General features: G+C 70.8%; 19 protein-coding genes and 1 riboswitch. Of the genes, 9 read left to right on the forward strand and 10 right to left on the reverse strand.

What is annotated here, in order from left to right:
* Positions 1 to 298: 298 nt before the first annotated feature.
* Positions 299 to 1,513, reverse strand: coding sequence for an NAD(P)/FAD-dependent oxidoreductase (locus ACI2L1_RS20685; protein ID WP_404740785.1), 1,215 nt, complete (start codon positions 1,511 to 1,513; stop codon positions 299 to 301).
* 32 nt (positions 1,514 to 1,545) lie between these two features.
* Positions 1,546 to 1,896, reverse strand: a complete 351-nt coding sequence (locus tag ACI2L1_RS20690; protein WP_404740786.1) for a hypothetical protein — start codon at positions 1,894 to 1,896, stop codon at positions 1,546 to 1,548.
* A gap of 52 nt (positions 1,897 to 1,948) precedes the next feature.
* Positions 1,949 to 2,060, forward strand: a riboswitch (TPP riboswitch).
* On the opposite strand from ACI2L1_RS20690, the gene thiO reads away from it, so the two are divergent.
* From thiO to ACI2L1_RS20720, 6 genes are all read left to right on the forward strand, one after another.
* On the forward strand, positions 2,058 to 3,215 hold the full coding sequence (thiO, locus tag ACI2L1_RS20695) for a glycine oxidase ThiO (protein ID WP_404740787.1): 1,158 nt from the start codon (positions 2,058 to 2,060) through the stop codon (positions 3,213 to 3,215). Its footprint overlaps the riboswitch before it by 3 nt.
* A complete protein-coding gene (thiS, locus tag ACI2L1_RS20700) occupies positions 3,212 to 3,412 on the forward strand; it encodes a sulfur carrier protein ThiS (RefSeq protein WP_404740788.1) in 201 nt (66 codons plus the stop codon). Before thiO ends, thiS begins: the two co-directional genes overlap by 4 nt.
* A 3-nt stretch (positions 3,413 to 3,415) precedes the next feature.
* Positions 3,416 to 4,210, forward strand: a complete 795-nt coding sequence (locus ACI2L1_RS20705; protein ID WP_404740789.1) for a thiazole synthase — start codon at positions 3,416 to 3,418, stop codon at positions 4,208 to 4,210.
* Positions 4,211 to 4,328: 118 nt separating this feature from the next.
* Entirely contained in the window at positions 4,329 to 6,266 is a 1,938-nt protein-coding gene (pknB, locus tag ACI2L1_RS20710; RefSeq protein WP_404740790.1) for a Stk1 family PASTA domain-containing Ser/Thr kinase, read from the forward strand.
* A gap of 164 nt (positions 6,267 to 6,430) precedes the next feature.
* The gene (locus tag ACI2L1_RS20715) at positions 6,431 to 7,294 is read left to right on the forward strand and encodes a deoxyribonuclease IV (protein ID WP_404740791.1); all 864 of its coding nucleotides are present in this window, start codon (positions 6,431 to 6,433) and stop codon (positions 7,292 to 7,294) included.
* 76 nt (positions 7,295 to 7,370) lie between these two features.
* Complete coding sequence (locus tag ACI2L1_RS20720) at positions 7,371 to 7,823, forward strand: DUF4396 domain-containing protein (protein ID WP_404740792.1); 453 nt, start codon at positions 7,371 to 7,373, stop codon at positions 7,821 to 7,823.
* 6 nt (positions 7,824 to 7,829) lie between these two features.
* Here ACI2L1_RS20720 and ACI2L1_RS20725 read toward each other — a convergent pair whose 3' ends face one another.
* Positions 7,830 to 8,462 carry a sulfite oxidase-like oxidoreductase gene (locus ACI2L1_RS20725; protein ID WP_404740793.1) on the reverse strand — a complete coding sequence of 211 codons (633 nt, stop codon included), beginning with the start codon at positions 8,460 to 8,462 and terminating at the stop codon, positions 7,830 to 7,832.
* A 175-nt stretch (positions 8,463 to 8,637) separates the two neighbouring features.
* Here ACI2L1_RS20725 and bfr point away from each other — a divergent pair, with 175 nt between their 5' ends.
* Positions 8,638 to 9,117 (forward strand): bacterioferritin, encoded by a 480-nt coding sequence (gene bfr / locus ACI2L1_RS20730; RefSeq protein WP_164427096.1) that lies wholly within the window; start codon positions 8,638 to 8,640, stop codon positions 9,115 to 9,117.
* Here the strand turns inward: bfr and ACI2L1_RS20735 are convergent.
* From ACI2L1_RS20735 to ACI2L1_RS20750, 4 genes are all read right to left on the reverse strand, one after another.
* A complete protein-coding gene (locus ACI2L1_RS20735) occupies positions 9,114 to 9,347 on the reverse strand; it encodes a bacterioferritin-associated ferredoxin (protein ID WP_404740794.1) in 234 nt (77 codons plus the stop codon). The two genes, bfr and ACI2L1_RS20735, sit on opposite strands and share 4 nt — an antisense overlap.
* Before the next feature lie 166 nt (positions 9,348 to 9,513).
* On the reverse strand, positions 9,514 to 10,866 hold the full coding sequence (locus ACI2L1_RS20740) for a class II 3-deoxy-7-phosphoheptulonate synthase (protein ID WP_404740795.1): 1,353 nt from the start codon (positions 10,864 to 10,866) through the stop codon (positions 9,514 to 9,516).
* Positions 10,867 to 10,966: 100 nt separating this feature from the next.
* Entirely contained in the window at positions 10,967 to 11,656 is a 690-nt protein-coding gene (locus ACI2L1_RS20745; RefSeq protein WP_404740796.1) for a T6SS immunity protein Tdi1 domain-containing protein, read from the reverse strand.
* Positions 11,656 to 18,000, reverse strand: coding sequence for an RHS repeat-associated core domain-containing protein (locus ACI2L1_RS20750; RefSeq protein ID WP_404740797.1), 6,345 nt, complete (start codon positions 17,998 to 18,000; stop codon positions 11,656 to 11,658). The genes ACI2L1_RS20745 and ACI2L1_RS20750 overlap by 1 nt, the downstream gene beginning before the upstream one ends.
* A gap of 107 nt (positions 18,001 to 18,107) precedes the next feature.
* Here ACI2L1_RS20750 and ACI2L1_RS20755 point away from each other — a divergent pair, with 107 nt between their 5' ends.
* Entirely contained in the window at positions 18,108 to 18,164 is a 57-nt protein-coding gene (locus ACI2L1_RS20755; RefSeq protein ID WP_071528813.1) for a trp operon leader peptide, read from the forward strand.
* Positions 18,165 to 18,265: 101 nt separating this feature from the next.
* Positions 18,266 to 20,146 carry an anthranilate synthase family protein gene (locus tag ACI2L1_RS20760; protein ID WP_404740798.1) on the forward strand — a complete coding sequence of 627 codons (1,881 nt, stop codon included), beginning with the start codon at positions 18,266 to 18,268 and terminating at the stop codon, positions 20,144 to 20,146.
* A 144-nt stretch (positions 20,147 to 20,290) separates the two neighbouring features.
* On the opposite strand, the gene ACI2L1_RS20765 is transcribed toward ACI2L1_RS20760, so the two are convergent.
* Genes ACI2L1_RS20765 through macS form a run of 3 tightly spaced genes read right to left on the reverse strand, consistent with a single transcriptional unit; the run spans position 20,291 to position 23,270 of the window.
* Complete coding sequence (locus ACI2L1_RS20765; protein WP_404740799.1) at positions 20,291 to 21,319, reverse strand: 6-phosphofructokinase; 1,029 nt, start codon at positions 21,317 to 21,319, stop codon at positions 20,291 to 20,293.
* Positions 21,320 to 21,372: 53 nt separating this feature from the next.
* The gene (locus ACI2L1_RS20770; RefSeq protein WP_404740800.1) at positions 21,373 to 22,047 is read right to left on the reverse strand and encodes a response regulator; all 675 of its coding nucleotides are present in this window, start codon (positions 22,045 to 22,047) and stop codon (positions 21,373 to 21,375) included.
* Complete coding sequence (macS, locus tag ACI2L1_RS20775; RefSeq protein ID WP_404740801.1) at positions 22,044 to 23,270, reverse strand: MacS family sensor histidine kinase; 1,227 nt, start codon at positions 23,268 to 23,270, stop codon at positions 22,044 to 22,046. The genes ACI2L1_RS20770 and macS overlap by 4 nt, the downstream gene beginning before the upstream one ends.
* Between the last annotated feature and the right edge of the window lie 12 nt (positions 23,271 to 23,282).

Below are 23,282 nucleotides of genomic sequence, written 5' to 3' on the forward strand. Positions count from 1 at the left end.
GTGCAGGGGTGCAGACGGACCGCACCCGGCCGTCCTGCCGTCGTGGCTGAACGAAGCGGCATGGCCCGTCCGTCTGAGGCCTGCCGGGCCGCCTGAGGCAGGGCCACTGGCCGACGGCAGCGGCCCTGCCGCCGGGCCCCGTCGGGCCCCGCCTGGCCCTACCTGGCCCCGGCCGAACTCGGCCGAACTCGGCCTTCGGCCGACTCGCCGTCTGGGCGGGAAAACTCCGCCGAGCGGGTCATGGAACGTCACCCGCCCCACGGCCGTCGCCATGGCCCGGGGATGACGGCCGAATCCTTTACGCCGTCGCCGCCTTCAGCGGCCTCGCCGGGTCCGCCAGCAGGTCCGGGGCCATTTCCGTGCCCGACTCGATCAGTCGGCGACCCTGGGCCAGGTCACGGGGGCGGCCCACCGCCAGGAGGGCCACCAGGCGGTTCTCGCGCAGCCAGCACACCGTCCAGGCGGGGCCGGACGGCTCGCCGCGCCACAGCGTCGTGTCGGCGGACGCGTGGTGGCCTGCGTACTGGACGAAGCGGCCGAACTGCTCGGACCAGAAGTACGGGACCGGGTCGTAGACCGAGGGAGTCTCGCCCAGGATGTCGGCGGCCACCGTGCGCGGGCCCTGGAGGGCGTTGTCCCAGTGGTGGACCAGCAGGCGCTCGCCGTATCTCCCCGAGGGGAAGGAGGCGCAGTCGCCGACCGCGTAGACGTCCGGCACGGAGGTGCGCAGGCGGTCGTCGGCGACGACCTCACCATGCGCCCCGAGCTCGATGCCCGAACCGGCGAGCCACGCCGTGGCGGGCCGTGCGCCGATGCCGACCACGACGGCGCCCGCGGCCACCCGGGAGCCGTCGTCGAGGACGACCGCTCCGGGCTCGACGCGTGCCACGCGCGCGTGGGTGCGCAGCACGGCGCCGGCGTCGGCGTACCAGGAGGCCATCGGGGCGGCCACCTCGGCGGGCAGCGCGCCGGCGAGCGGCCGGTCGGCGGCTTCCACGACCGTCACCGCACAACCCGCCTCGCGCGCGGCGGTGGCGAACTCGGCACCGATCCAGCCCGCGCCGACGACCACGATGTCGTGCCGGCGGGCGAGCACGGGGCGCAGCTGCTCGGCGTCGTCCAGGGTGCGCAGCAGATGCACGCCGGGCACACCCTCGGTGCCGGGCAGCCGGATCGGTTCGGCCCCGGTGGCGAGGACCAGGACCTCGTACGGGAAGGGCCCGGCCCCGGTGTCCAGCTCGTGCGCTTCGGGGCGTACGCGCAGCACCTCACGGCCGAGCAGCAGTTCGATACCGAGGGCCTCGAAGTCCACGTCGAAGGCGGAGCCCTCGGCCTTCCCGAGCAGGACCGCCTTGGACAGCGGCGGCCGGTCGTACGGCTGATGGGGCTCCGCGCCGATCACGGTCACGGTGCCCTTGAAGCCCTGTTCGCGCAGGGCGACCGCGGTCTGCACGCCCGCCATGCCCGCGCCGACCACGACCACCCGCCGCTGTGCCCGCGTCTGCTCGCTCATTTGATCACCATAGTCAACTGACAATCAGTCAGTCAGGAGTCGTGCGGCGTGACCTGCTCCACAACGCTTGTCCCACTGCCGGGCTGCGACTCCCACTCCCATGTTTCCTCAAGCCGCACCCGGCCGTCCGCCAGCTCCACGACCGTCGCGACACAATGCCCTGAGGACGTCGTGCCGTCGCCCTTGAGCTGCACGTACCGGAAGTCGAGACGGTCCCCCGCGCGCGTGCCGACCAGATGTCCGCGTACGACGTCGCCGCCCGCGTACTCGGCCCAGATCTGCCCGTCCTCCTGGTGGTACGTGAACCGGGTCCGTGTACCCACCTGACCTGGGGCCTGGTCGGCCACCGGGGCGAGGACGAGGCCGTCGAGCGAGGGGGGCATGACGGAAGGCTCCCTTACAGAGGCGCGGAACGAAGGGCTAGGGTGGCCAACGTAGAGCACTCGCGGGAGCCCGGACGCACCGGGCTGAGAGGGAGGCTGGCGGCCTCCGACCGTACGAACCTGATCCGGGTCATGCCGGCGAAGGGAGGGGCTGGACGCCCATGTCCTCACGTACGTCAGACGTCCTCGTCGTAGGGGGCGGCATCATCGGCCTGGTCACGGCCTGGCGGGCCGCACAGCGCGGTCTCACCACGGCCGTCGTGGACCCGGAACCGGGCGGCGGAGCCGCCCAGGTGGCCGCCGGGATGCTGGCCGCGGTCACCGAACTGCACTACGGCGAGCAGACCCTGCTCGGTCTGAATCTCGCCTCGGCCCGGCGCTACCCGGACTTCGCGGCCGAGCTCACCGACCTGACCGGCCATGACCTCGGCTACCGCCGCTGCGGCACGCTCGCCGTCGCCCTGGATGCCGACGACCGCGCCCATCTGCGCGAACTGCACGCGCTGCAGCGGCAGTCGGGGCTGGAGTCGGAGTGGCTGTCCGGCCGGGAGTGCCGGCGCCTGGAGCCGATGCTCGCGCCGGGGGTGCGCGGCGGGCTGCGGGTGGACGGCGACCACCAGATCGATCCGCGGCGACTCACGCGCGCGTTGCTGGCCGCGTGCGAGCAGACGGGCGTGGCCTTCAACCGCGTGTGGGCCGAGCGCCTGCGTCTCGTACGGGACCGGGCCGCCGGGGTCACCACGACGGACGGCGACGAGCTGAGCGCGGACCACGTGGTGCTCGCCGCCGGGAGCCTCAGCGGCCGTCTGGAAGGGGTCCCGGAGGCCCTCCTGCCGCCCGTACGGCCCGTGAAGGGGCAGGTGCTGCGTCTGACGGTGCCTCAGCGCCACGCGCCCTTCCTGAGCCGCACCGTGCGGGCCGTCGTACGCGGCAGCCAGGTCTATCTGGTGCCGCGGGAAAACGGCGAGCTCGTGATCGGCGCGACCAGCGAGGAGCTGGGCTGGGACACGACGGTCACCGCGGGCGGGGTGTACGAGCTGCTGCGGGACGCACACGAGCTGGTCCCCGGGATCACCGAGCTGCCGCTCACGGAGACCCGCGCGGGACTGCGCCCGGGCTCCCCTGACAACGCCCCGCTGCTCGGCCCGACGGAACTGCCGGGCCTCCTGCTGGCCACCGGTCACTACCGCAACGGCGTACTGCTGACACCGGTCACCGGGGACGTCATGGCGCACGTCCTGACCACCGGTGAACTCCCGCAGGTGGCCCGCCCGTTCACCCCGAAGCGTTTCCTTCAGCGCGTGGAGCAGCCGGCATGAACATCTCCGTCAACGGGGAGTCGCGGGAGTTCGCTCCCGGAACGGCCCTCGACACCGTCGTGCGGGCGCTGACCCCGGCGCCCTCCGGGGTCGCCGCCGCGCTCAACGAGACCGTCGTCCCGCGCGCGCGATGGCAGGCGACCGCCCTCGCCGAGGGAGACCGCGTAGAAGTCCTCACCGCCGTCCAAGGAGGCTGACCCATGGCCGACGATCCCTTTGTCCTCGGCGGTACGACGTTCTCGTCCCGGCTGATCATGGGCACCGGCGGGGCGCCCAGCCTGGACGTGCTGGAGCGGGCGCTGATCGCCTCCGGTACCGAGCTGACGACGGTCGCGATGCGGCGCGTGGACCCCTCGGTGCACGGTTCGGTGCTGTCCGTCCTCGCCAGGCTCGGCATCCAGGTCCTGCCGAACACGGCCGGCTGCTTCACCGCCGGGGAGGCCGTCCTGACGGCCCGCCTCGCGCGTGAGGCGCTCGCTACCGAGGTGGTCAAGCTGGAGGTCATCGCCGACGAGCGCACGCTGCTGCCGGACCCCATAGAGCTCCTGGACGCGGCGGAGACCCTGGTCGACGACGGCTTCACGGTGCTGCCGTACACGAACGACGACCCTGTGCTGGCGCGCAAGCTGGAGGACGTGGGCTGCGCGGCGATCATGCCGCTCGGCTCCCCGATCGGCTCCGGGCTCGGCATCCGCAACCCGCACAACTTCCAGCTGATCGTCGAGCACGCACGCGTACCGGTGATCCTGGACGCGGGGGCCGGTACGGCGACCGACGCGGCCCTGGCGATGGAGCTGGGGTGCGCGGGCGTGATGCTCGCCTCGGCGGTGACGCGGGCCCAGGAGCCGGAACTGATGGCTCACGCGATGCGGCACGCGGTGGAGGCGGGACGGCTGGCGTACCGGGCGGGGCGGATTCCGCGGCGGCACTTCGCTCAGGCGTCGTCTCCGGTGGAGGGCAGGGCCGTACTGGATCCGGAACGTCCGGCATTCTGAACACACGTTCGACCAAGGGCACGACTAGGTGCGACCTCCGTCACAGCTCGGCTCCAGTAGCGCCCCTATGTCCGCCGAACCGGATGGACTGTCAGCAGCGGCTCGTACACTCACCTGCGTGGATACGACCCTTCAGGACCCGCTGGTCGGGCAGGTGCTCGACGGCCGCTACCGCGTGGACGCGCGGATCGCGGTCGGCGGGATGGCCACGGTCTACCGGGCCCTGGACACCCGTCTGGACCGCGTGCTCGCGCTCAAGGTGATGCACCCCGCGCTCGCGGCGGACGGGACCTTCGTCGAGCGGTTCATCCGGGAGGCCAAGTCCGTCGCCCGGCTCGCCCACCCCAACGTGGTGCAGGTCTTCGACCAGGGCACCGACGGGTCGTATGTCTATCTGGCCATGGAGTACGTCGCCGGCTGCACCCTGCGCGACGTACTGCGCGAGCGCGGGGCCCTGCAGCCGCGCGCCGCCCTGGACATCCTGGAGCCGGTCCTCGCCGCGCTCGGCGCCGCGCACCGCGCCGGGTTCGTGCACCGGGACATGAAGCCGGAGAACGTCCTGATAGGGGACGACGGCCGGGTGAAGGTCGCCGACTTCGGTCTCGTACGGTCCGTGAACAACGTGACCAGCACCACCGGAGCCGTCCTCGGCACGGTGTCCTATCTCTCACCCGAGCAGATCGATCGGCCCGGCGCCGCCGACGCCCGCGTCGACGTGTACGCGTGCGGTGTCGTCCTGTACGAGATGCTGACCGGCAACCAGCCGCACGAAGGCGACTCCCCCGCGATCGTCCTCTACAAGCACCTTCACGAGGACGTCCCGCCCCCGTCGGCCGTGGTCCCGGGGCTGCCGTACGAACTGGACGAGCTGGTGGCGTCGGCCACCGCCCGCACCCCGGACCTGCGTCCGTACGACGCCGTGGCGCTCCTCGCGCAGACCCGCGAGGCGCGCGGCAGGCTGAGCGCGGACCAACTGGACATGGTGCCGCCGCAGGCGCTCTCCGTGGAGCACGCGGGCGCCGACAACCGTACGAGCGTGATCCCGCGTTCCCTGACGGTGCCGCGCCTCCTGCCGGTCAACGAGGACGAGCCCGAGCCGGGGTATCACCGCACCAGCCTTCTGGAGACCCCGCCGCCTCCGCCGTCCCGGCGCGGCCGCTCCTCCGGCGGCTCCCGGCGCGGCCCGCTCCTGATCGTCGCCGCGGTCCTGCTGGCCCTCGGCCTCGGCGCGGGCGTCTGGTACATCAACTCCGGCCAGTTCACCCGGGTCCCGGCCCTCCTGGCGAAGACCGAGGCCCAGGCGAGAGACCGGCTGGACGAGGCCGGTCTGGAGACCGGCAAGGTCACCTACGCCTACAGCGACACCGTGAAGCGCGGCGCCGTCATCAGCACGGACCCGGGGGTCGGCACCCGCATACGGGACAACGACTCCGTGTCGATCACCGTCTCCAAGGGCCCGCAGACGGTGAAGGTGCCCGACGTGGACGGGTACGAGCTGGGCACGGCAAGGACCCGGTTGAAGGCGGAGGGGCTCCAGCCCGGCATGGTCACCCGTGAGTTCAGCGACGACGTCCCGAAGGGCATGGTGATCAGCACAGACCCGGTCGGCGGCACCACGCTGCGGGCCGGTTCGGCGATCGCGCTCACCGTCAGCAAGGGCAGCCCGGTCGAGGTCCCGGACGTCACCGGCGCGGATCTGGAGGACGCGCGGGCGGAGCTGGCGGAGTCCGGCCTGAAGGTGATCGTCGCCGCCCAGCAGGTCAACTCCGAGTACGACCAGGGCCAGGTGGCCCGGCAGAGCCTGAAGGCCGGCAGCGAGGCCGCCGACGGCGACACCGTCACCCTCACGATCTCCAAGGGCCCCGAGATGATCGAGGTCCCGGACGTCAGGGGCGACAGCGTCGAGGACGCGAAGGCCGCGCTGGAGGGCGCCGGGTTCCAGGTCGACGAGGACCGCGGGTTGCTGGGGCTGTTCGGCGACACGGTCAAGAAGCAGTCCGTGAAGGGCGGGGACACCGCGCCGAAGGGGTCGACGATCACGATCACCATTCGCTGACAAACGCTCCGCGGGGTGCCGGGCCAGGTGCACCGGACGCGCCCGGCAGGGGCGCGGGGAACTGCGCGACCAGCCCCGACGTCGCCACCCCCCGCAAGACGGCGGACCGAGGCACATCCGTAGGCGCCCCGCACAAGCGCCGCGGGCAATGGCACCCTTGACCGGTGACGACTCAGCGCAACCCCGTCGGCGGCCATGTCCCCGTGGCCGGCGGCCTGAACTCCGTGGGCCTGTCCTACGCCCGTGACCTGAACGCCGAGACCGTGCAGGTCTTCGTGGCCAACCCGCGCGGCTGGGCCACCCCCGCCGGAAATCCCCGCCAGGACGAGGCGTTCCGCGAGGCCTGCGCAAAGGAGACGATCCCGGCGTACGTCCATGCCCCGTACCTGATCAACTTCGGCTCGCACACCGAGGCGACGGTGGAGAAGTCGGTGGAGTCGCTGCGGCACTCCCTCAGGCGCGGACGTGAGATCGGCGCGCTCGGTGTCGTCGTGCACACCGGCAGCGCGACCGGCGGCCGGGACCGTTCCGTGGCCCTGAAGCAGGTGCGGGAGTACATGCTGCCGCTGCTCGACGAGCTCACCCACGACGACGACCCCTGGCTGCTCCTGGAGTCGACCGCCGGCCAGGGCGCCTCCCTCTGTTCCCGTACCTGGGACTTCGGCCCGTACTTCGAGGCCCTGGACGCCCATCCGAAGCTGGGCGTCTGCCTGGACACCTGCCATGTCTTCGCGGCCGGCCACGACCTGACCGGTCCGAGCGGTATGCACCAGACGCTGGATCTGCTGGTGGACACCGTCGGCGAGGGCAGGCTGAAGCTGATCCACGCCAACGACTCCAAGGACGTGGTCGGCGCGCACAAGGACCGCCACGAGAACATCGGCTCCGGCCACATCGGCGAGGACCCGTTCCGCGCCCTGATGAACCACCCCGCCACGGAGGGCGTACCGCTGATCATCGAGACCCCCGGCGGCAAGGAAGGGCACGCCACGGACGTGGAGCGGCTGAAGAAACTCCGGGACGCGTGACACCGTTGAGGAATACCCCCAGGGGGTATACGGTTCCCCTCAGTGCAGGAACCGTCACCTGACATTGGGGGCACTCGTGCAGCACCAGGCATCAGGCTGGACCACCGCGATCCAGGCCACCCTCCACTGCCTCACCGGCTGCGCCATCGGCGAGGTGCTCGGCATGGTCGTCGGGACCGCCCTCGGCTGGGGGAACGTACCCACGACCGCCCTCGCGATCGTCCTGGCCTTCTTCTTCGGCTACTCCTTCACCCTGCGCGGGGTCCTGAAGGCCGGCATGGGCCTTCGGGCGGCGCTGCGGGTGGCGCTGGCCGCGGACACCCTGTCGATCGCGGTGATGGAGCTGATCGACAACGGCGTGATCGCGCTGTGGCCGGACGCGATGGACGCGGAACTCGCCGACCTGCTGTTCTGGGCGTCGCTGACGATCTCGCTGGTCATCGCGTTCGTCGTCACGGTGCCGGTGAACAAGTGGATGATCGGCCGGGGCAAGGGGCACGCCGTGGTCCATCAGCACCACGGCCACTGAACGGGCTCACAGCTCAGGCCCGTCCTCCGGCCCCTCCTGATAGGAGTAGCGCTGCTCCCGCCAGGGATCGCCGACGTTGTGATAGCCGCGCTCCTCCCAGAAGCCCCGGCGGTCGGCGGTCATGTACTCCACGCCGCGGACCCATTTGGGCCCCTTCCACGCGTACAGATGGGGGACGACGAGGCGGAGCGGGAAGCCGTGCTCGGCGGTGAGCAGTTCGCCGTCCTTGTGGGTGGCGAAGATCGTGCGCTCGGACGCGAAGTCCGCGAGGCGGAGGTTGGAGCTGAAGCCGTACTCGGCCCAGACCATCACATGGGTGACCGTCGGCGCGGGCGGGGCGATCTCCAGGATCGTACGGGCGCCGATGCCGCCCCACTCGGCGCCGAGCATGCTGAACTTCGTCACGCAGTGCAGGTCGCCCACGACGGTGGTGTACGGCAGAGCCGCGAACTCCTCGTGGTTCCAGCAGTGTTTCTCACCGTCCGCGGTGGCACCGAAGACCCGGAACTCCCAGCGCTCGGGCCGGAACTTGGGGACCGGGCCGTAGTGCGTGACCGGCCAGCCGCGCTGCAGCCGCTGCCCCGGCGGAAGCTCGGAGTGCGCCGCTTCTCCGCTCTCGCGCTGCTCCGGCTGACCCATGTCTCCATCCTGACAGACCTGGGGCAGTGCGCAGGACCAACCCCTACCCAAATCGGGCAATTAGAACTAAGCATGCCCTTACTTACTAAGTGAAGACTTACTGGACGATCTTCTTCGCCGGTGTAAGGATGCGGCGCAACCTGCCAGTTCCCCACGGTTGGAAGGAGCCTCTGCGATGCAGGGCGACCCCGAGGTCATCGAATTCCTCAACGAGCAGCTCACGGGCGAGCTCACCGCGATCAACCAGTACTTCCTGCACGCGAAGATGCAGGAGAACTTCGGCTGGACGAAGCTCGCGAAGTACACGCGGCACGAGTCGTTCGACGAGATGAAGCACGCCGAGGTGCTCACCGACCGCATCCTCTTCCTCGAAGGGCTGCCGAACTACCAGCGGCTGTTCCACGTGCGCGTGGGCCAGACCGTCAAGGAGATGTTCGAGGCCGACCGGCAGGTCGAGGTCGAGGCGATCGACCGACTCAAGCGCGGTATCGAGGTCATGCGCACGAAGGGCGACATCACGTCGGCGAACATCTTCGAGTCGATCCTTGAGGACGAGGAGCACCACATCGACTATCTCGACACCCAGCTGGAGCTGCTGGAGAAGCTCGGCGAGGCGCTCTACATCGCGCAGCTGATCGAGCAGCCGGAGAGCTAGGCGGCCTCGTCCAGTTCCGCCAGGACGGACTCCCCCTGCTCGACGAGTTCACGCCGGGGGCAGGCGCCGCGACCCAGCAGGGCCTGGATGCGCCGTACACAGGAACCGCAGTCCGTACCCGCCTTGCAGGCGGACGCGATCTGGCGGGGGGTGCAGGCGCCGCCTTCCGCGTGCTTCCTCACCTGCTGCTCGGTGATGCCGAAGCAACTGCAGACGTACACGCGGTTCACCTCCCGCCGGGATCGATAAGTGGTGCCGTACCGATTGCCCGAAGGTCCCCTTGATCGGTGAGGCTAACCTAACCTTACCCGGCTCGCAGGAGCCATAAAAGTGGTGTGGGGCGTGGATCGTATGTGATCCACGCCCCACTTCACCTGCGCGTAACAGGCACAACCGTCACTGGTCCCTGTACATCTCCGCCACGAGGAACGCCAGGTCGAGCGACTGGCTGCGGTTCAGTCGCGGGTCGCAGGCCGTCTCGTAGCGCTGGTGCAGGTCGTCGACGAAGATCTCGTCGCCGCCGCCCACGCACTCGGTGACGTCGTCGCCGGTGAGCTCCACGTGGATGCCGCCCGGGTGGGTGCCGAGGCCCTTGTGGACCTCGAAGAAGCCCTTGACCTCGTCGAGCACGTCGTCGAAGCGGCGGGTCTTGTGGCCGGAGGCCGCCTCGTAGGTGTTGCCGTGCATCGGGTCGGTGATCCAGGCCACGGTCGCGCCGGAGGCGGAGACCTTCTCGACCAGCTCGGGCAGCTTGTCGCGGACCTTGTCGGCGCCCATGCGGACGATGAAGGTCAGCCGGCCCGGCTCGCGGTCGGGGTCCAGGCGCTCGATGTACTGGAGCGCCTCCTCGGCCGTGGTCGTCGGGCCGAGCTTGACGCCGACCGGGTTGCGGATCTGCGAGGCGAACTCGATGTGCGCGTGGTCCAGCTGCCGAGTGCGCTCGCCGATCCACACCATGTGCGCGGAGACGTCGTACAGCTGCCCGGTGCGGGAGTCGACGCGGGTGAGCGCGGACTCGTAGTCGAGCAGCAGCGCCTCGTGCGAGGAGTAGAACTCGACGGTCTTGAACTCCTCCGGGTCGGTGCCGCAGGCCCGCATGAAGTTCAGCGCGTTGTCGATCTCGCGGGCCAGCTGCTCGTAGCGCTGGCCGGAGGGGGACGACTTCACGAAGTCCTGGTTCCAGGCGTGCACCTGGCGCAGGTCGGCGTAGCCGCCGGTGGTGAAGGCGCGCACCAGGTTGAGCGTGGAGGCGGAGGCGTTGTACATCCGCTTCAGGCGCTCGGGGTCCGGGATGCGGGCCTTCTCGTTGAACTCGAAGCCGTTGACCGAGTCGCCGCGGTAGGTCGGCAGGGTCACGCCGTCGCGGGTCTCGGTGCCCTTGGAGCGGGGCTTGGAGTACTGGCCTGCGATACGGCCGACCTTCACGACCGGCACCGAGGCGGCGTACGTCAGCACGGCGCCCATCTGGAGCAGGGTCTTGAGCTTGTTGCGGATGTGGTCCGCGGACACGGCGTCGAAGGCCTCGGCGCAGTCGCCGCCCTGGAGGAGGAACGCCTCTCCCTTGGCGACGGCCGCCATCCGGGCGCGCAGCTGGTCGCACTCGCCCGCGAAGACGAGTGGCGGATACGACTCGAGGTCCGCGATCACTGCGCGCAGAGCCTCGGTGTCGGGGTACTCGGGCTGCTGCGCCGCGGGCAGGTCTCGCCAGGTGTTGCCAGCGCTGGAGCTGGTCTTAGCGTTCACGGTCACCCCGTAAACATTACGTGGTCGTGTCCGGGGTCCATTCATCTGCTCATCAAGTGAGACGCATTCCGCTCGTACGGGATCACCCTCGGCGACCCCGTACAGGTCAGCGGTCGAAGAGCACCCGGAGCCGGGGACGCCCCCGCTCGTCCGTGTACGGCTGCACGCCCGTGGCGTCCCGGTCGGCGCCCTGCATCGCGGTGGCGATGTCGCCGGCGAAGGTCATGGCGACCGCCGCCGGCAGCACGGTGATGTTCTCCACGTCCTCCTCGCCGCCCAGGGCGACGGAGGGGACGTACGCCCAGTGCTGGTCGGGCGCGATCGGGCCGAGACGGTTGACCGCGGCGACGACGAGATGGTCGTAGGGCTCCTTGGCATTGCGCAGCAGCTCGTCCGCGAGGAACGCCTCGAAGCTCGGGGCGATCACCTCGGGGCGGAGCAGCACGCCCTCCAGGAAGTGGACCTCGGGCGCCAGGCCGCCGCCGGGGAGGCGGCGGTAGGCGTAGGAGTCGCCGAAGGCGGTCTCGCCGAAGATCACGAAATCGTCGATCCGGTGGTCCCAGGCGAAGCGCCAGGTGTCGGGCGCGTTCCAGGCGACGACATCGAGCGCGGCCACCGGATGGCCTAGGCCCAGGAGCCGGAACGCGCCGTGGTGGACGGTGAATCCGTTGAGCCTGTACAGGAGTTCGAGGTGGGCTTCCGGAAAGTGCTCGGCGGGCGTTCCCGCCGCCGCCGACGGCTCGGGCCGGGGCCCGATGTGGTCGGCGAGCGGCGGGAGTTCCGCGGCGTGCGGCATCACAGTGGCGGTCCTCCGTTGACCGTGAATCCTCGGAGCAGTACTCCGACCCGGGAGCCCAGTACACCACCCGCGATGCTGTTGGACTTGCCGGGCATGTCGAGCCAGCCGGCGGGCGGGGTGGCGGTGCCGGAGATCGCCGTGTCGGGGACGTGTCCGGCCTGGCCGGTGTACGGGCTTCCGGCGCGGGCCGCCCGCAGTCGTTCGGCGCGGGCCAGCGCGTTGGCGTCGGTGCGGAGCTGGCCTGCGGTGCTCTGGATGACCTTGGGCCCGTTCTTGGCCAGCCACTGGTTGGTGAGCTTGGCGTACTCGTGGATGGCGTCGATCTCGGCCTGGGTGGTCGCCTTGGTGAGCGGGATGTCGACGGTCTCACCCTTGGGCGCGCCCCGTCCGGCGACCGCCTTGATTCTGTCGGCTGCCGCCTTGCCGACCTCCGCGAGCTTGGCACCGGCCCGGGAGTTGGCGATGGCCCGCCCGGCGGTGGCGGCCTTGCCGGTGATGGCGGAGGCGGCCTTGGAGCTGCCGGAGGCGACGGCCTTTCCTACGGCGGTCTTGGCGACGGCGCCGACGACCTTCGGTGCGACGGCCGCGACGCCCTTGCCGATGGCCCCGCCGAGGACGCCCGCGGCGGCACCGATGCCGACCCGGGTGGCGAGTCCGCCGAGCGAGAAGTCGGTCTTGCCCTCGGCGACGTCGACCCCGTATCCGGCGGCGGCACCCGCCGCACCGGCGGCGACCCCGGCGACGACGAGACAGCCCACGCCGGTGGAGCAGAGCGCGCCCACCGCGATGCCGACGCCGATACCGACGGCGACGTCCGCGATCAGGCCCTTGTTCTCCTTGGCCCAGTCCCAGGCGGCGGAAGCGCCTTCCTTGACGGAGTTCCACACGCCGGACAGCGACCACAGGCCGGTCGGGTCGACATAGACGACCGGGTTGTTGCTGCCGTAGGCGTACGGGTTGAGGGACTGGGTGGAGGAGCTGTCGACGGCCGGGTCGGTGGAGATGAAACGGCCGAGCGAGGCGTCGTAGTAGCGGGCGCCCAGGGCGTTCAGACCGGTGGTCGGGTCCTGGACCTTGCCGAGGAAGCCGTGGTCCGTCGGTGGTGGGGCGGAGCCGTGCCGGATGTCCCCGTACGGGTTGTAGTACGTCCGGGTCGCGACCGAGGTGCCCGCCACGACCGCGACCTGCGCCGAGCCCTGGATGTCGTTCAGCTGCCAGACAAGCACCCCGGTCGGCTGCCGGGCGGCGACGGTGATGCCGTCCTCGGTGTAGAAGCGGGTGCCCTTGGAGATGCCGAGGGCGACGGTGATCTCCTGGCCCTCGATGTAGAGGGTGGCGATGCCGCCGGGGCTGATCCGCGCCATGCGGGTGCCGTCGGGGGCGTAGACGAAGTCGGTCTTCTCCAGCAGGGCCTTGGTGACCCGGGTCAGCTCCTGGTTGGCGTTCCAGTCGTACGTCGTCGGGACGAGCCCGTCGGTCTTCTTCTTCAGGGCGCCGTTGTCGTCGTACTCGTACGTGCTCGCACCCTGCTTGGTGACGGCGTGCGGGTGCTCGCTGTCGCCGTAGGTGTAGGTGTCGGTGTCCAGGAGGCTCCGACGGGAGGCGATGTTGCCGTCGGCGGTGTAGGTCCAGGACTGGTTGAAGCCGGCCGGGCCGTCGTGGGTGAGCTCGGAGTCACTGTCGGAGCAGTCGGTCTCGTATGTCGTCCAGGCGTGCTGGAGACGGGCGAGGCCGTCGTAGGTGAAGCAGCTGGCGACGTCCTTGTGGCCGGTTTTGTCGGTGATCGAGGTGAGGTTGCCCGCCTGGTCCCAGGCGTAGGTGTCGTCCTGCCTGGCCTCCTGGTCGCCGGTGAGGCCGGTCGTCAGGGTCTGGACGCGGGACAGGCGCTGGCTGTCGCTCTCGTACCCGTACACGCGCCGCAGGTCGTGGTGCGGGTTGGCGTAGTCGCGGGAGGCGAGTTTGCCGTCGGCGGCGAAGCCGGTGGCGGAGACGTACGGGACCGTGACGTCCTTGCCGGTCAGCGGGTCCTTCTGGACACCGGTGAGGGTGTCCGGATTGCCCTGGGCGTCGTAGGTCGTGGTGATCTTCTCGCGCGGGGCGCCGATCACGGCGTCCTGGTACTCGATGCTCACCGTGTGGTCGGCGTCGTCGTATCCGTAGTTCACGCTGTACGACGGCTGGTGCAGGGCCCCGCCGAGGCCGGCCGGGAAGGTCCAGGTGCGGCCGGTGGCTCGGCCCCGCTTGTCGTAGCCGTCGACGGCGATCGTGTAGTCCTTGCCGTCGCGGTGGGTGGTCATCGACGCGGGCTGGCCGACGCCGTTGGGGACGTCGGCGGAGTCGTAGGTCCAACTCGCCGTCTTCTCGGTGCCGTTGTAGCGGGTCACCGGGCGGTCCAGCTCGTCGTACTCGGTCCGCAGCGACGGGCTGTCACCGGCCTTGGCGTCCCAGACGGCCGTCGCGTTGCCGTTGGCGTCGTACTCCGTGCGGGACGTGCCGGCGTCCGGGTCGTCGCCCGTGACGCGGCGGCCGAGCAGGTCGTAGGTGCTGGCGGACACATGGCCGGCGGGGTCGGTCACCGAGGCGACCTGGTCGCCCGGGGTGTAGGTGTACACGGTCGCCTGCTGGGCGTCGGTGCCCTCCTGCTGGCGGACCTGGCGGCTGCGGGCGTCGGTCCACACGGTGGTGACGGTGCCGCCGGGCGGCGGGGTGGAGCGGACGTGGTCGCCGTAGTAGACGATGTTCGTCGCCCACAGCTCCTTGCCGTCGCCATAGCGGGCGGAGCGGATGACGCGGCTCATGGAGTCGTAGGAGCGCCGGGTCTCGTCGACCTGGTCGGCGGGGACGGACAGCAGGGCACCGCCCGCCGCCCCGGCGACGACCACGGGCAGCGACTCGGCGGCGATGTTGCCGATGTCGTCGTAGCGGGTGTCGATGACGACGGTCTTCTTGTCGTCGTCGGTCGAGGCGGGCGAGACCTCCTGACTCTGCCGGTCGCGGCCGAGTGAGTCCAGGTACTTGAAGTTGGTCAAGTAGGTGTCGCCGGACTGGAGTTGGCGGGTGGTCACCAGCGGAGGCCGCCGGTGCTCCGGGTCGAGGTCGTAGGCGTACCGCTGCGCGGGCGGGTCGGCGTCGGTCTGGTCGGCCTCGTGGACGGAGACGATCCGGCCGAGCTGGTCGTAGGCGTTCCGCTTGGTGTTGCCGTTGGCGTCCTTGACCGCGACCGGCAGCTGGCGGTCGGGTTCGAGGGTCGTGACCTCGCTCTGGCCGAGGGCGTTGGTCTCGGTGACCGTGGCCGGGCGGCCGGTGGCCGGTGCGTAGGCGGTGCGGTCGGTGTTGCCGCGCCCGTCGGTCTCGGTGACCGTGCGGCCGTAGGCGTCGAAGGTCGCCGACGTGGTGACGGTGCGGGAGACCGTGTCGGGGCCGCTCGCCGTCTCCGCCGCGACCGAGCGTGTGATGTCGCCCTTGGTGACCGCGGCGCCGAGCTGTTCGGAGCCGTCGTAGTACTGGTCCTTGCCGTTGATCAGCGCCTTGGGGTCCGCGCAGGTGCCGGAGTAGGCGCGCACGCGGTACGGGAAGGCGAGCATCCAGTTGTCGACGGTGGCGGCCGAGCGGTCGTACGTCGTTTTCGTGCAGCGCACGTCGTCACCGGCCGTGTCGAGGACCTCGGTGACCTGGCCGTAGGTGTCGTAGGTGGTCTTCAGGGAGGTCGTACGCGTGCTGCGCTCGCCGGCGTCGGCGGTGACCGTCTCGCGGGTGATCGACTCGTTCTCGACGACCTGGTGGGCGTCGTTGTCCGGGTCGGTCTCGCCCTCCTTCGCCGGGGTGGTGCGGGCGGAGGTGTAACCGTGCAGGGTGCCGCCGAGCTCGTGGTCGATCGCGCCGGACGAACTCACCTGGAACTGTTGACTCTCCCGCTCCTTGCCGCGCAAGTAGGGCAGGTCCTTGAGGGAGTTGCCCTGGGAGTCGGTGACCTCGACGGACTTGTGGGAGCCGTCGGCCCGGGAGTCGCCGTCCATGCCGCGGAAGTGCAGGGTGCGGGTGATCTGGGCGGCGCGGGAGGTGTCCTCGCCGCGGTACTCCGGGTCGGTCATCTTGGCGACGTCCACGCTGCCGTAGCCGCGCCAGTCGCTCCAGGAGCGGCGCTCGGCCTTGGTGACCGGGTCGTCGTCGTGGTGCCAGGCGGGGGTGGAGCGGTAGCGGTACTCGGTGGTCTGCGGGGGTGAACCCCCGCCGTTGTCACGGACGGTGACCTTGGTGGTGAGGTACTTGTGCCAGACGCCGAAGCCGGACGACTCGCCGTTGGTGCGCCAACCCGGGAAGCAGTCCTGGGTGTTGGAGTCGAAGCGGCCCTCGGGCAGGTCGTCGACCGGGCACGGGTTCGGCTGGCCGTAGGTCACGTCGACACGGCGGCCCAGCTCGTCGACGAACTCGCTGATGCGCAGCTTGCGCATCTCGGGCGCGCCCTCCTCCGGAGCCGCGTCGGCGCGGTTGGCGTACTCCTTGCCGGTGAACTCGACGGCGGGCAGCTTGAGTTCGCCGTCACCGGCGAGGCCGGTCTGCTGGACCTTGGTCAGCCACAGCATGGCGCTGGTGCCGTCGGAGGGCTCGGGGTAGTCGTAGGTGAAGTCGAGCCGGTCGACGTCCGTCCAGCCGCCGTCGGCGCCCAACCGCTGGGCGGTGACGGAGCGGAGCAGCGCACTGGTGAAGAACGTCGGCGACTTCTGGTCCTCGCCCGTGCAGTCGCCGCTCGCGCACAGGGAGTCGAGCGGGGCGTCCGGGTAGGAGGTCGCGTGGTCGGCGTCGAAGGCCGGGCAGTCTCCGCTGCCGTCGGCGGCCTCGACGCAGCGCAGGCCGGTCGTGAAGTGCAGCCGTGCCGGGGCCTGTTGGTCCTCGGCGCCGGAACGCTGCGAGTAGACGATGTCCTTGAGGTGGCCGCCGCGGACGTACGAGGTCGACTTGTCGGGGTCGCCGTTGCGGGCGTAGCGGTTGGTCTCCTGCTCGTAGAAGTAGGTGTTGGAGTTGCCGTGCGCGTCCACGACCCCGTCGAGGTTCCAGCGCCATGCCTGAGTGCAGTACGAGTCCTCGACGCTGCCCGTGTGGCAGGGCTCGCCCTCGTCGTCGCCGAAGACGGGGACGGTGTAGACGGAGTCGGTGGCGGCTGAGGTGGTGGCCTGCTTGCCGCGGCCGAAGGTGTACTGGGTGCCCTGCGGGGTGGTCACCAGCCAGTACTCGCCGTTGTCGTCACCGTTGTCCGCGCCGGTCTTCCGCTGGATGCGCCAGCCCGGGTCCTCCTGGGCGCGCCAGCTGTCGCCGCCCGCGGCCGTGTCCTTGACCAGCGAGGACGAGGTGCCCTGGAGGGAGATGCGGTATTCGTCGCCCGCCCAGCACAGGTCACCGGTGTCACCGCCGTCGTCGGCGCAGCCGTTGTAGCGGCGCTCGATGTAGGGCAGGGCGAGGTCCCAGCCCTGGCCGACCCAGGACGGCTGGTTGTTCTCGGCGGCGACCATGCCGTCGACGGCCTGCGACGAGTAGCCGAGGCTGATGTCGGGGGCGTCGCCCGCGATCGCCGGGACCTGCGGGAGCGGCAACGACCAGGAGAAGTCACCGGAGTTGAGGCCGACCTGCCACTTGCTGGACGAGGCGAGCGTGGTGGCGGTGGCCGATCCGGTCTCGCCGTTGGGCGCGGCGGCGACCACGAACACCGTGTCCGGGTCGGCGGCCACCTCGGCGGAGAGGGTGTGCGTGGTGAGGTCGATGCGGCTCTTGACCGGCGCGCTCTGCTCGCACTTCGCGGCGCGCGGAGTGGTCAGCGCGCAGGCGGGCTTGGCGATCAGGCGCAGCCGGGTCTCGAAGTCGGCGCCGAAGGCCTGGCGGAAGCCGGAGGTGTCGACGCGGACGCCGACCCGGTCGGCGGGCTGTGCGGCTTCGAGGGTGAACGCCGTGGCGTGGCCGCCGAGTTGGCGGGCCTTGCCGTTGCCGTACGCCGTGATGTCGACGGTGTCGGGAGCGGCGCCACGGCTGCGGGGCGCGGTGACCGACACGGCGGTGCCGGCGGCGCGGGCCGGCTTGGTGCCGACGGTGACGGTGTCCTCGCCGGCCTCGGGCCAGTCGACCTTCGCGGCCTTGGCGGCGGCGAGGGGTCTGCCCTGGGGGTCGACGGGTCTGGTGTCGAGCCGGGCGCCGGCCCGTAACTCGGTGCGGTCGACGGTCGTGACGGATTTCTCCGCGTCCGCGACCGAGGTGGTCTGCCTCGGCGCGGCCTGAGCGATCACCGGCTGTAGGCCCGACAGGCCCAGCGCCAGGACGACCGCGGTGACGCAGGATGACCGGATGCGCTTCATGAGTCCCCCTTCACCCGTGAGGCCCCAAGCCTCACGAGAGGATCATGAGCACGTCAAGGAGAAGTCTGAGTCATTCCTGTGAAGGAAAAACGTGTAAGATCCGCGCCATGTTCGCGCACTCGACCCAGAACTGGTGGTGGACCGCTCATCCGGCGGCCCACTGACTGCGCGTACGCAAGACTTCGCGAAGGCCGCCCGAGGGGCGGCCTTCGGCGTTTCCGGGGCCGTTCCTCACCGACATCGATTCATCGAGAGTTGAGGAACCATGGACCTGACCCGCCTGCTGGGCGACGACCGTCCGTTCGCACTGATCCGCCGCCGCACCCCCGGCCACGACGAGAGCACGGTGGAGCTGCTCCTCGGCCCCATCAGTACCTACGACCGCCTCGCCGACCTGCCCGACCAGGGGCTCGCGCTCCTCCCCTACCGGCAGATCCGCGAGCGCGGCTTCGACGTCAGGGACGACGGCACACCACTGGCGGTGCTGACCGCCGAGGAGACGTACGGCATCCCCCTCGCCGAAGCGCTGGAACAGCTCCCCTCCCATGACGTCCGCGTCGAGCGCGGCGGCTTCGACGTGGCCGACGAGGAGTACTCCGAGATCGTCGGCCGCGTGCTGCACGAGGAGATCGGACGCGGCGAGGGCGCCAACTTCGTGATCCGGCGGACGTACGAAGGTGAGATCCCGGGATTCTCCCGCGCGGACGCCCTCGCGCTGTTCCGGCGGCTCCTGGTGGGCGAACGGGGCGCGTACTGGACCTTCGTCGTCCACACCGGGGAGCGCACACTCGTCGGCGCGAGCCCCGAGGTGCACGTCAGGATGTCCGGCGGGACCGTCGTCATGAACCCGATCAGCGGGACGTACCGCTACGCGGCCGAAGGGCCCACCCCCGAGCACCTGCTCGACTTCCTCGCCGACGGCAAGGAGATCGAGGAGCTGTCGATGGTCGTCGACGAGGAGCTCAAGATGATGTGCACGGTCGGCGACATGGGCGGGGTGGTGGTCGGGCCCCGGCTGAAGGAGATGGCGCACCTCGCGCACACCGAGTACGAACTGCGCGGGAAGTCCTCGCTGGACGTGCGGGAGGTCCTGAAGGAGACCATGTTCGCGGCGACCGTCACCGGTTCGCCCGTGCAGAACGCCTGCCGGGTCATCGAGCGGCACGAGGTCGGGGGGCGCGGCTACTACGCCGGTGCGCTGGCCCTGCTCGGCCGGGACTCCGGCGGGGCGCAGACGTTGGACTCCCCCATCCTCATCCGCACCGCGGACATCTCCGCCGACGGCCGCCTGAGGGTCCCGGTCGGCGCGACGCTCGTGCGCGGCTCGGACCCGGCGAGCGAGGTGGCCGAGACCCACGCGAAGGCGGCGGGGGTGCTGACGGCGCTCGGCGTACGGCCGTCCCGGCCCCGCGCGGAGCACGCGCGCGTGAGTCTCGCCGACGACCCACGCGTGCGTGCCGCGCTCGACGGGCGCCGCACCTCCCTCGCCCCGTTCTGGCTCCGGATGCAGGAGCGGTCGTACGACCTCGAAGGGCACGCCCTCGTGGTCGACGGCGAGGACACCTTCACCTCGATGCTCGCGCATGTGCTGCGCTCGGGCGGGCTGGACGTGACCGTTCGGCGCTACGACGAACCGGGGCTGAAGGAGGCCGTGCTCGCGCACGAGGGGCTCGTCGTGCTCGGCCCCGGTCCCGGTGACCCGTCCGATCTTCAAGATCCCAAGATGCGGTTCCTGCGCACCCTGACCGCCGAAGTGATCCGCAACCACGGGCACGGCGTCCTCGGCGTCTGCCTGGGCCATGAGCTGATCGCGGCCGAGCTGGGGCTGGGGATCGTACGGAAGGAAGTGCCGTACCAGGGGGCGCAGACGACCGTCGACCTGTTCGGGCGGCCGGAGACCGTCGGCTTCTACAACAGCTTCGTGGCGCGCTGCGACGACGAGGCCGCCCGGGAGCTGGCCGCGCACGACGTCGAGGTGAGCCGGAGCGGCACACACGAGGTGCACGCCCTGCGCGGGCCGGGCTTTGCCGGGGTCCAGTTCCACCCGGAGTCGGTCCTGACGCTGAACGGCGCCGCCGTCCTACGGGAATTGGTGGGTCAGCTGCGGGGTACCAGCACGTTCTCGGAACGGCGGCCCGCCGTGTAGTCGAGAGAAGCGGCCCTCGCGCGGTATCGCGTCGTCCTTCATGGCCTTGAGGGCGGTGGCGTCGAGGAGGTGGGTGGTCTCCGGCATCAGCGGCAGGCCGGACGGGCTGTGATGCCCGACCGGCGCCAACAGTGCAGCCCAGCCTCAGCCGAAGAAGACCCCCACCTCCTCGTACAGCTTTGGATCCACCGTCTTCAGCTGTGCCGTCGCCTCCGCTATCGGCACCCGCACGATGTCCGTGCCGCGCAGGGCGACCATCTTGCCGAAGTCGCCGTCGCGGACGGCGTCGATGGCGTGCAGGCCGAAGCGGGTGGCGAGCCAGCGGTCGAAGGCGCTGGGGGTGCCGCCGCGCTGGATGTGCCCGAGCACGGTCGTGCGGGCCTCCTTGCCGGTCCGCTTCTCGATCTGCTTGGCCAGCCACTCCCCCACCCCGGACAGCCGCACGTGTCCGAAGGAGTCGAGCGACTCGTCCTTGAGGACCATGTCGCCGTCCTTCGGCATGGCGCCCTCGGCGACGACCACGATCGGGGCGTACGAGGCCTTGAAGCGGGAGGTGATCCAGGCGCACACCTGGTCGACGTCGAAGCGCTGCTCGGGGATGAGGATGACGTTGGCGCCGCCCGCGAGGCCGGAGTGCAGGGCGATCCAGCCGGCATGGCGGCCCATCACCTCGCAGACCAGGACCCGCATATGGGACTCCGCGGTGGTGTGCAGCCGGTCGATGGCCTCCGTCGCGATACCGACCGCGGTGTCGAAGCCGAAGGTGTAGTCGGTGGCCGAGAGGTCGTTGTCGATGGTCTTCGGCACGCCCACGCAGGGCACGCCATGCTCGTTGGACAGGGTCGCGGCGACGCCGAGGGTGTCCTCGCCGCCGATCACGATGAGTGCGTCGACCTCCCGCTCGGCCAGGTTCTCCTGGATACGGCGAATGCCGTCCTCCTGCTTCAGCGGGTTGGTGCGCGAGGAGCCGAGGATGGTGCCGCCACGGGGCAGGATGCCGCGCACGGCCGGGATGTCGAGACGCACGGTGGCGTCCTCCAGTGGACCCCGCCAGCCGTCCCGGAAGCCGGTGAAGTCATAGCCGTACTCCTGAACGCCCTTGCGGACGATGGCCCGGATGACGGCGTTGAGGCCGGGGCAGTCGCCGCCTCCGGTCAGTACTCCGACGCGCATGGACAGATCCCTTCGCCGCAGGTGCCTGACGAAGGGTCAGTGTGACGCGCGCCTCACTCGTCGTCGAGGCCTCGTTCGATCGCGTACCGAACCAGTTCCACCCTGTTGTGGAGTTGCAGCTTTCCGAGCGTGTTCTGGACGTGGTTCTGGACCGTGCGGTGGGAGATGACCAGGCGCTCGGCGATCTGCTTGTAGCTCAGGCCCTTGGCGACAAGGCGCAGCACCTCGGTCTCGCGGTCGGTGAGCTGCGGGGCCTTGGGCCGGTCGGGGTCTGTGGTGGGCGCGGGGTCGGTGGCGAGGCGACGGTACTCGCCGAGGACCAGGCCGGCGAGGCCCGGCGTGAAGACGGGGTCGCCGACGGCCGTGCGGCGGACCGCGTCCAGGAGTTCCCCTGTCGACGCCGACTTCAGCAGATAGCCGGTCGCGCCGGACTTCACGGCCTCCAGTACGTCGGCGTGCTCGCCGCTCGCGGACAGCACGAGAACGCGCAGGGCCGGGTTGTGGCCGACGAGTTCCTTGCAGACCTGGACGCCGGGCTTCACCGGGAGGTTCAGATCGAGGACCAGCACGTCGGGGCCCGCGGCCTTGGCCCGGCGTACGGCCTGGTCGCCGTCGCCCGCGGTGGCGACCACGTCGAAGCCGGACTCGGCCAGGTCCCGGGCGACCGCGTCGCGCCACATGGGGTGGTCGTCGACCACCATCACCTTGATCGGGCCCTTGTCGCTCATCGCTGTCCTGCCTTCCCCCGGGAGACCTTCGGTACCTTCAGCTCGACTTCCGTGCCCTGGCCCGGAGGCGATATCAGCTCGGCGCTGCCACCGAGTTCACGCAGCCGGCCCCGGATCGACAGGGCCACCCCGAGCCGCCCCTCGCCCTCGGCCTGGGCGAGCCGCCCCTCCGGGATGCCGGGTCCGTCGTCCCGTACGGTCACGATCACCTCGTCGGGTTCGTCCTCGACGAGGATCCACGCGCGCGCGTGCTCGCCCGCGTGCCGGTGCACGTTGTCCAGGGCGGCCCCGACGGCCGCGGCCAGCTCGCGCGCGGCGGGCGGGGGCAGCGGGACGGGGGCGCCGGGCTCGACGAGGGAGACCTTCGCCGAGGCGTAAGGGGCGAGGAGTGCGCGCAGGTCGAGCGACCCGTCGACCGACTCGTCGTCTGGCTCGTCGTCGACCACGTGTACGACCGCCCCCTGCGCCGCGTCCCGCGACACCCGGGAGACGGACGTCAGGCCGCCGGAGACCAGCGTGCGCAGCGCCACCTCCTGCTCGCCGGCCATCCGGCCCAGCTCGGCCGCCTCGCCGCCCATGACCGCGCCCCGGCGCTGCACCATGGCGAGCACCTGGAGGACGCTGTCGTGGATGTCCCGGGCGAGGCGCTCCCGCTCCCGGGTCGCCGCCTCGATCTCCAGAGCGCGGGCCAGGGTGCGCTCGGAGGCGCGGGCGACCTCGACGACGTAGCCGATGGCGATGGAGGCGACCCAGACGAGGATCACGTTGTGGACGGTGTCACGGGCCGGGTGGCCGCGCTCGAACAGGTTGGCGGCCGCGACCGCCGTGGAGGCGAGCGCGGCCCAGCGCCAGCCTCCCTTGATGGCGAACGCGAGGACCGATCCCGCGGTCCATATCGACGGCAGGGTGGGGCCGCCGCTGTCGATGTGGTGGTCGTTGACGACCAGCGGGGTCAGGACGATCCCGGTGATCGCGATGCTGAGGTCGACGGCGAGGAAACGCTTGGTGCACGCGGCCGCGTTCTGGACGCGGGGCAGTGTGGCGAGCGTCCAGACGCACAGGACGACGTAGTAGGCGATGGCGATGCCGGGCCGGTCGAACTCGTCGTACTCGGTGGCGAAGAGCCCGACCGCGTACAGCATGGTGAGCACGCGGTACCCGGTCAGGGCACGCCACAGCGGCTGCTCGACCGACATGCGCATGACGCGTACCTGTTTGGCCATCTCTCCCACCCC

Source organism: Streptomyces sp. NPDC019531, assembly GCF_044903305.1.
Taxonomy (GTDB): Bacteria; Actinomycetota; Actinomycetes; order Streptomycetales; family Streptomycetaceae; genus Streptomyces.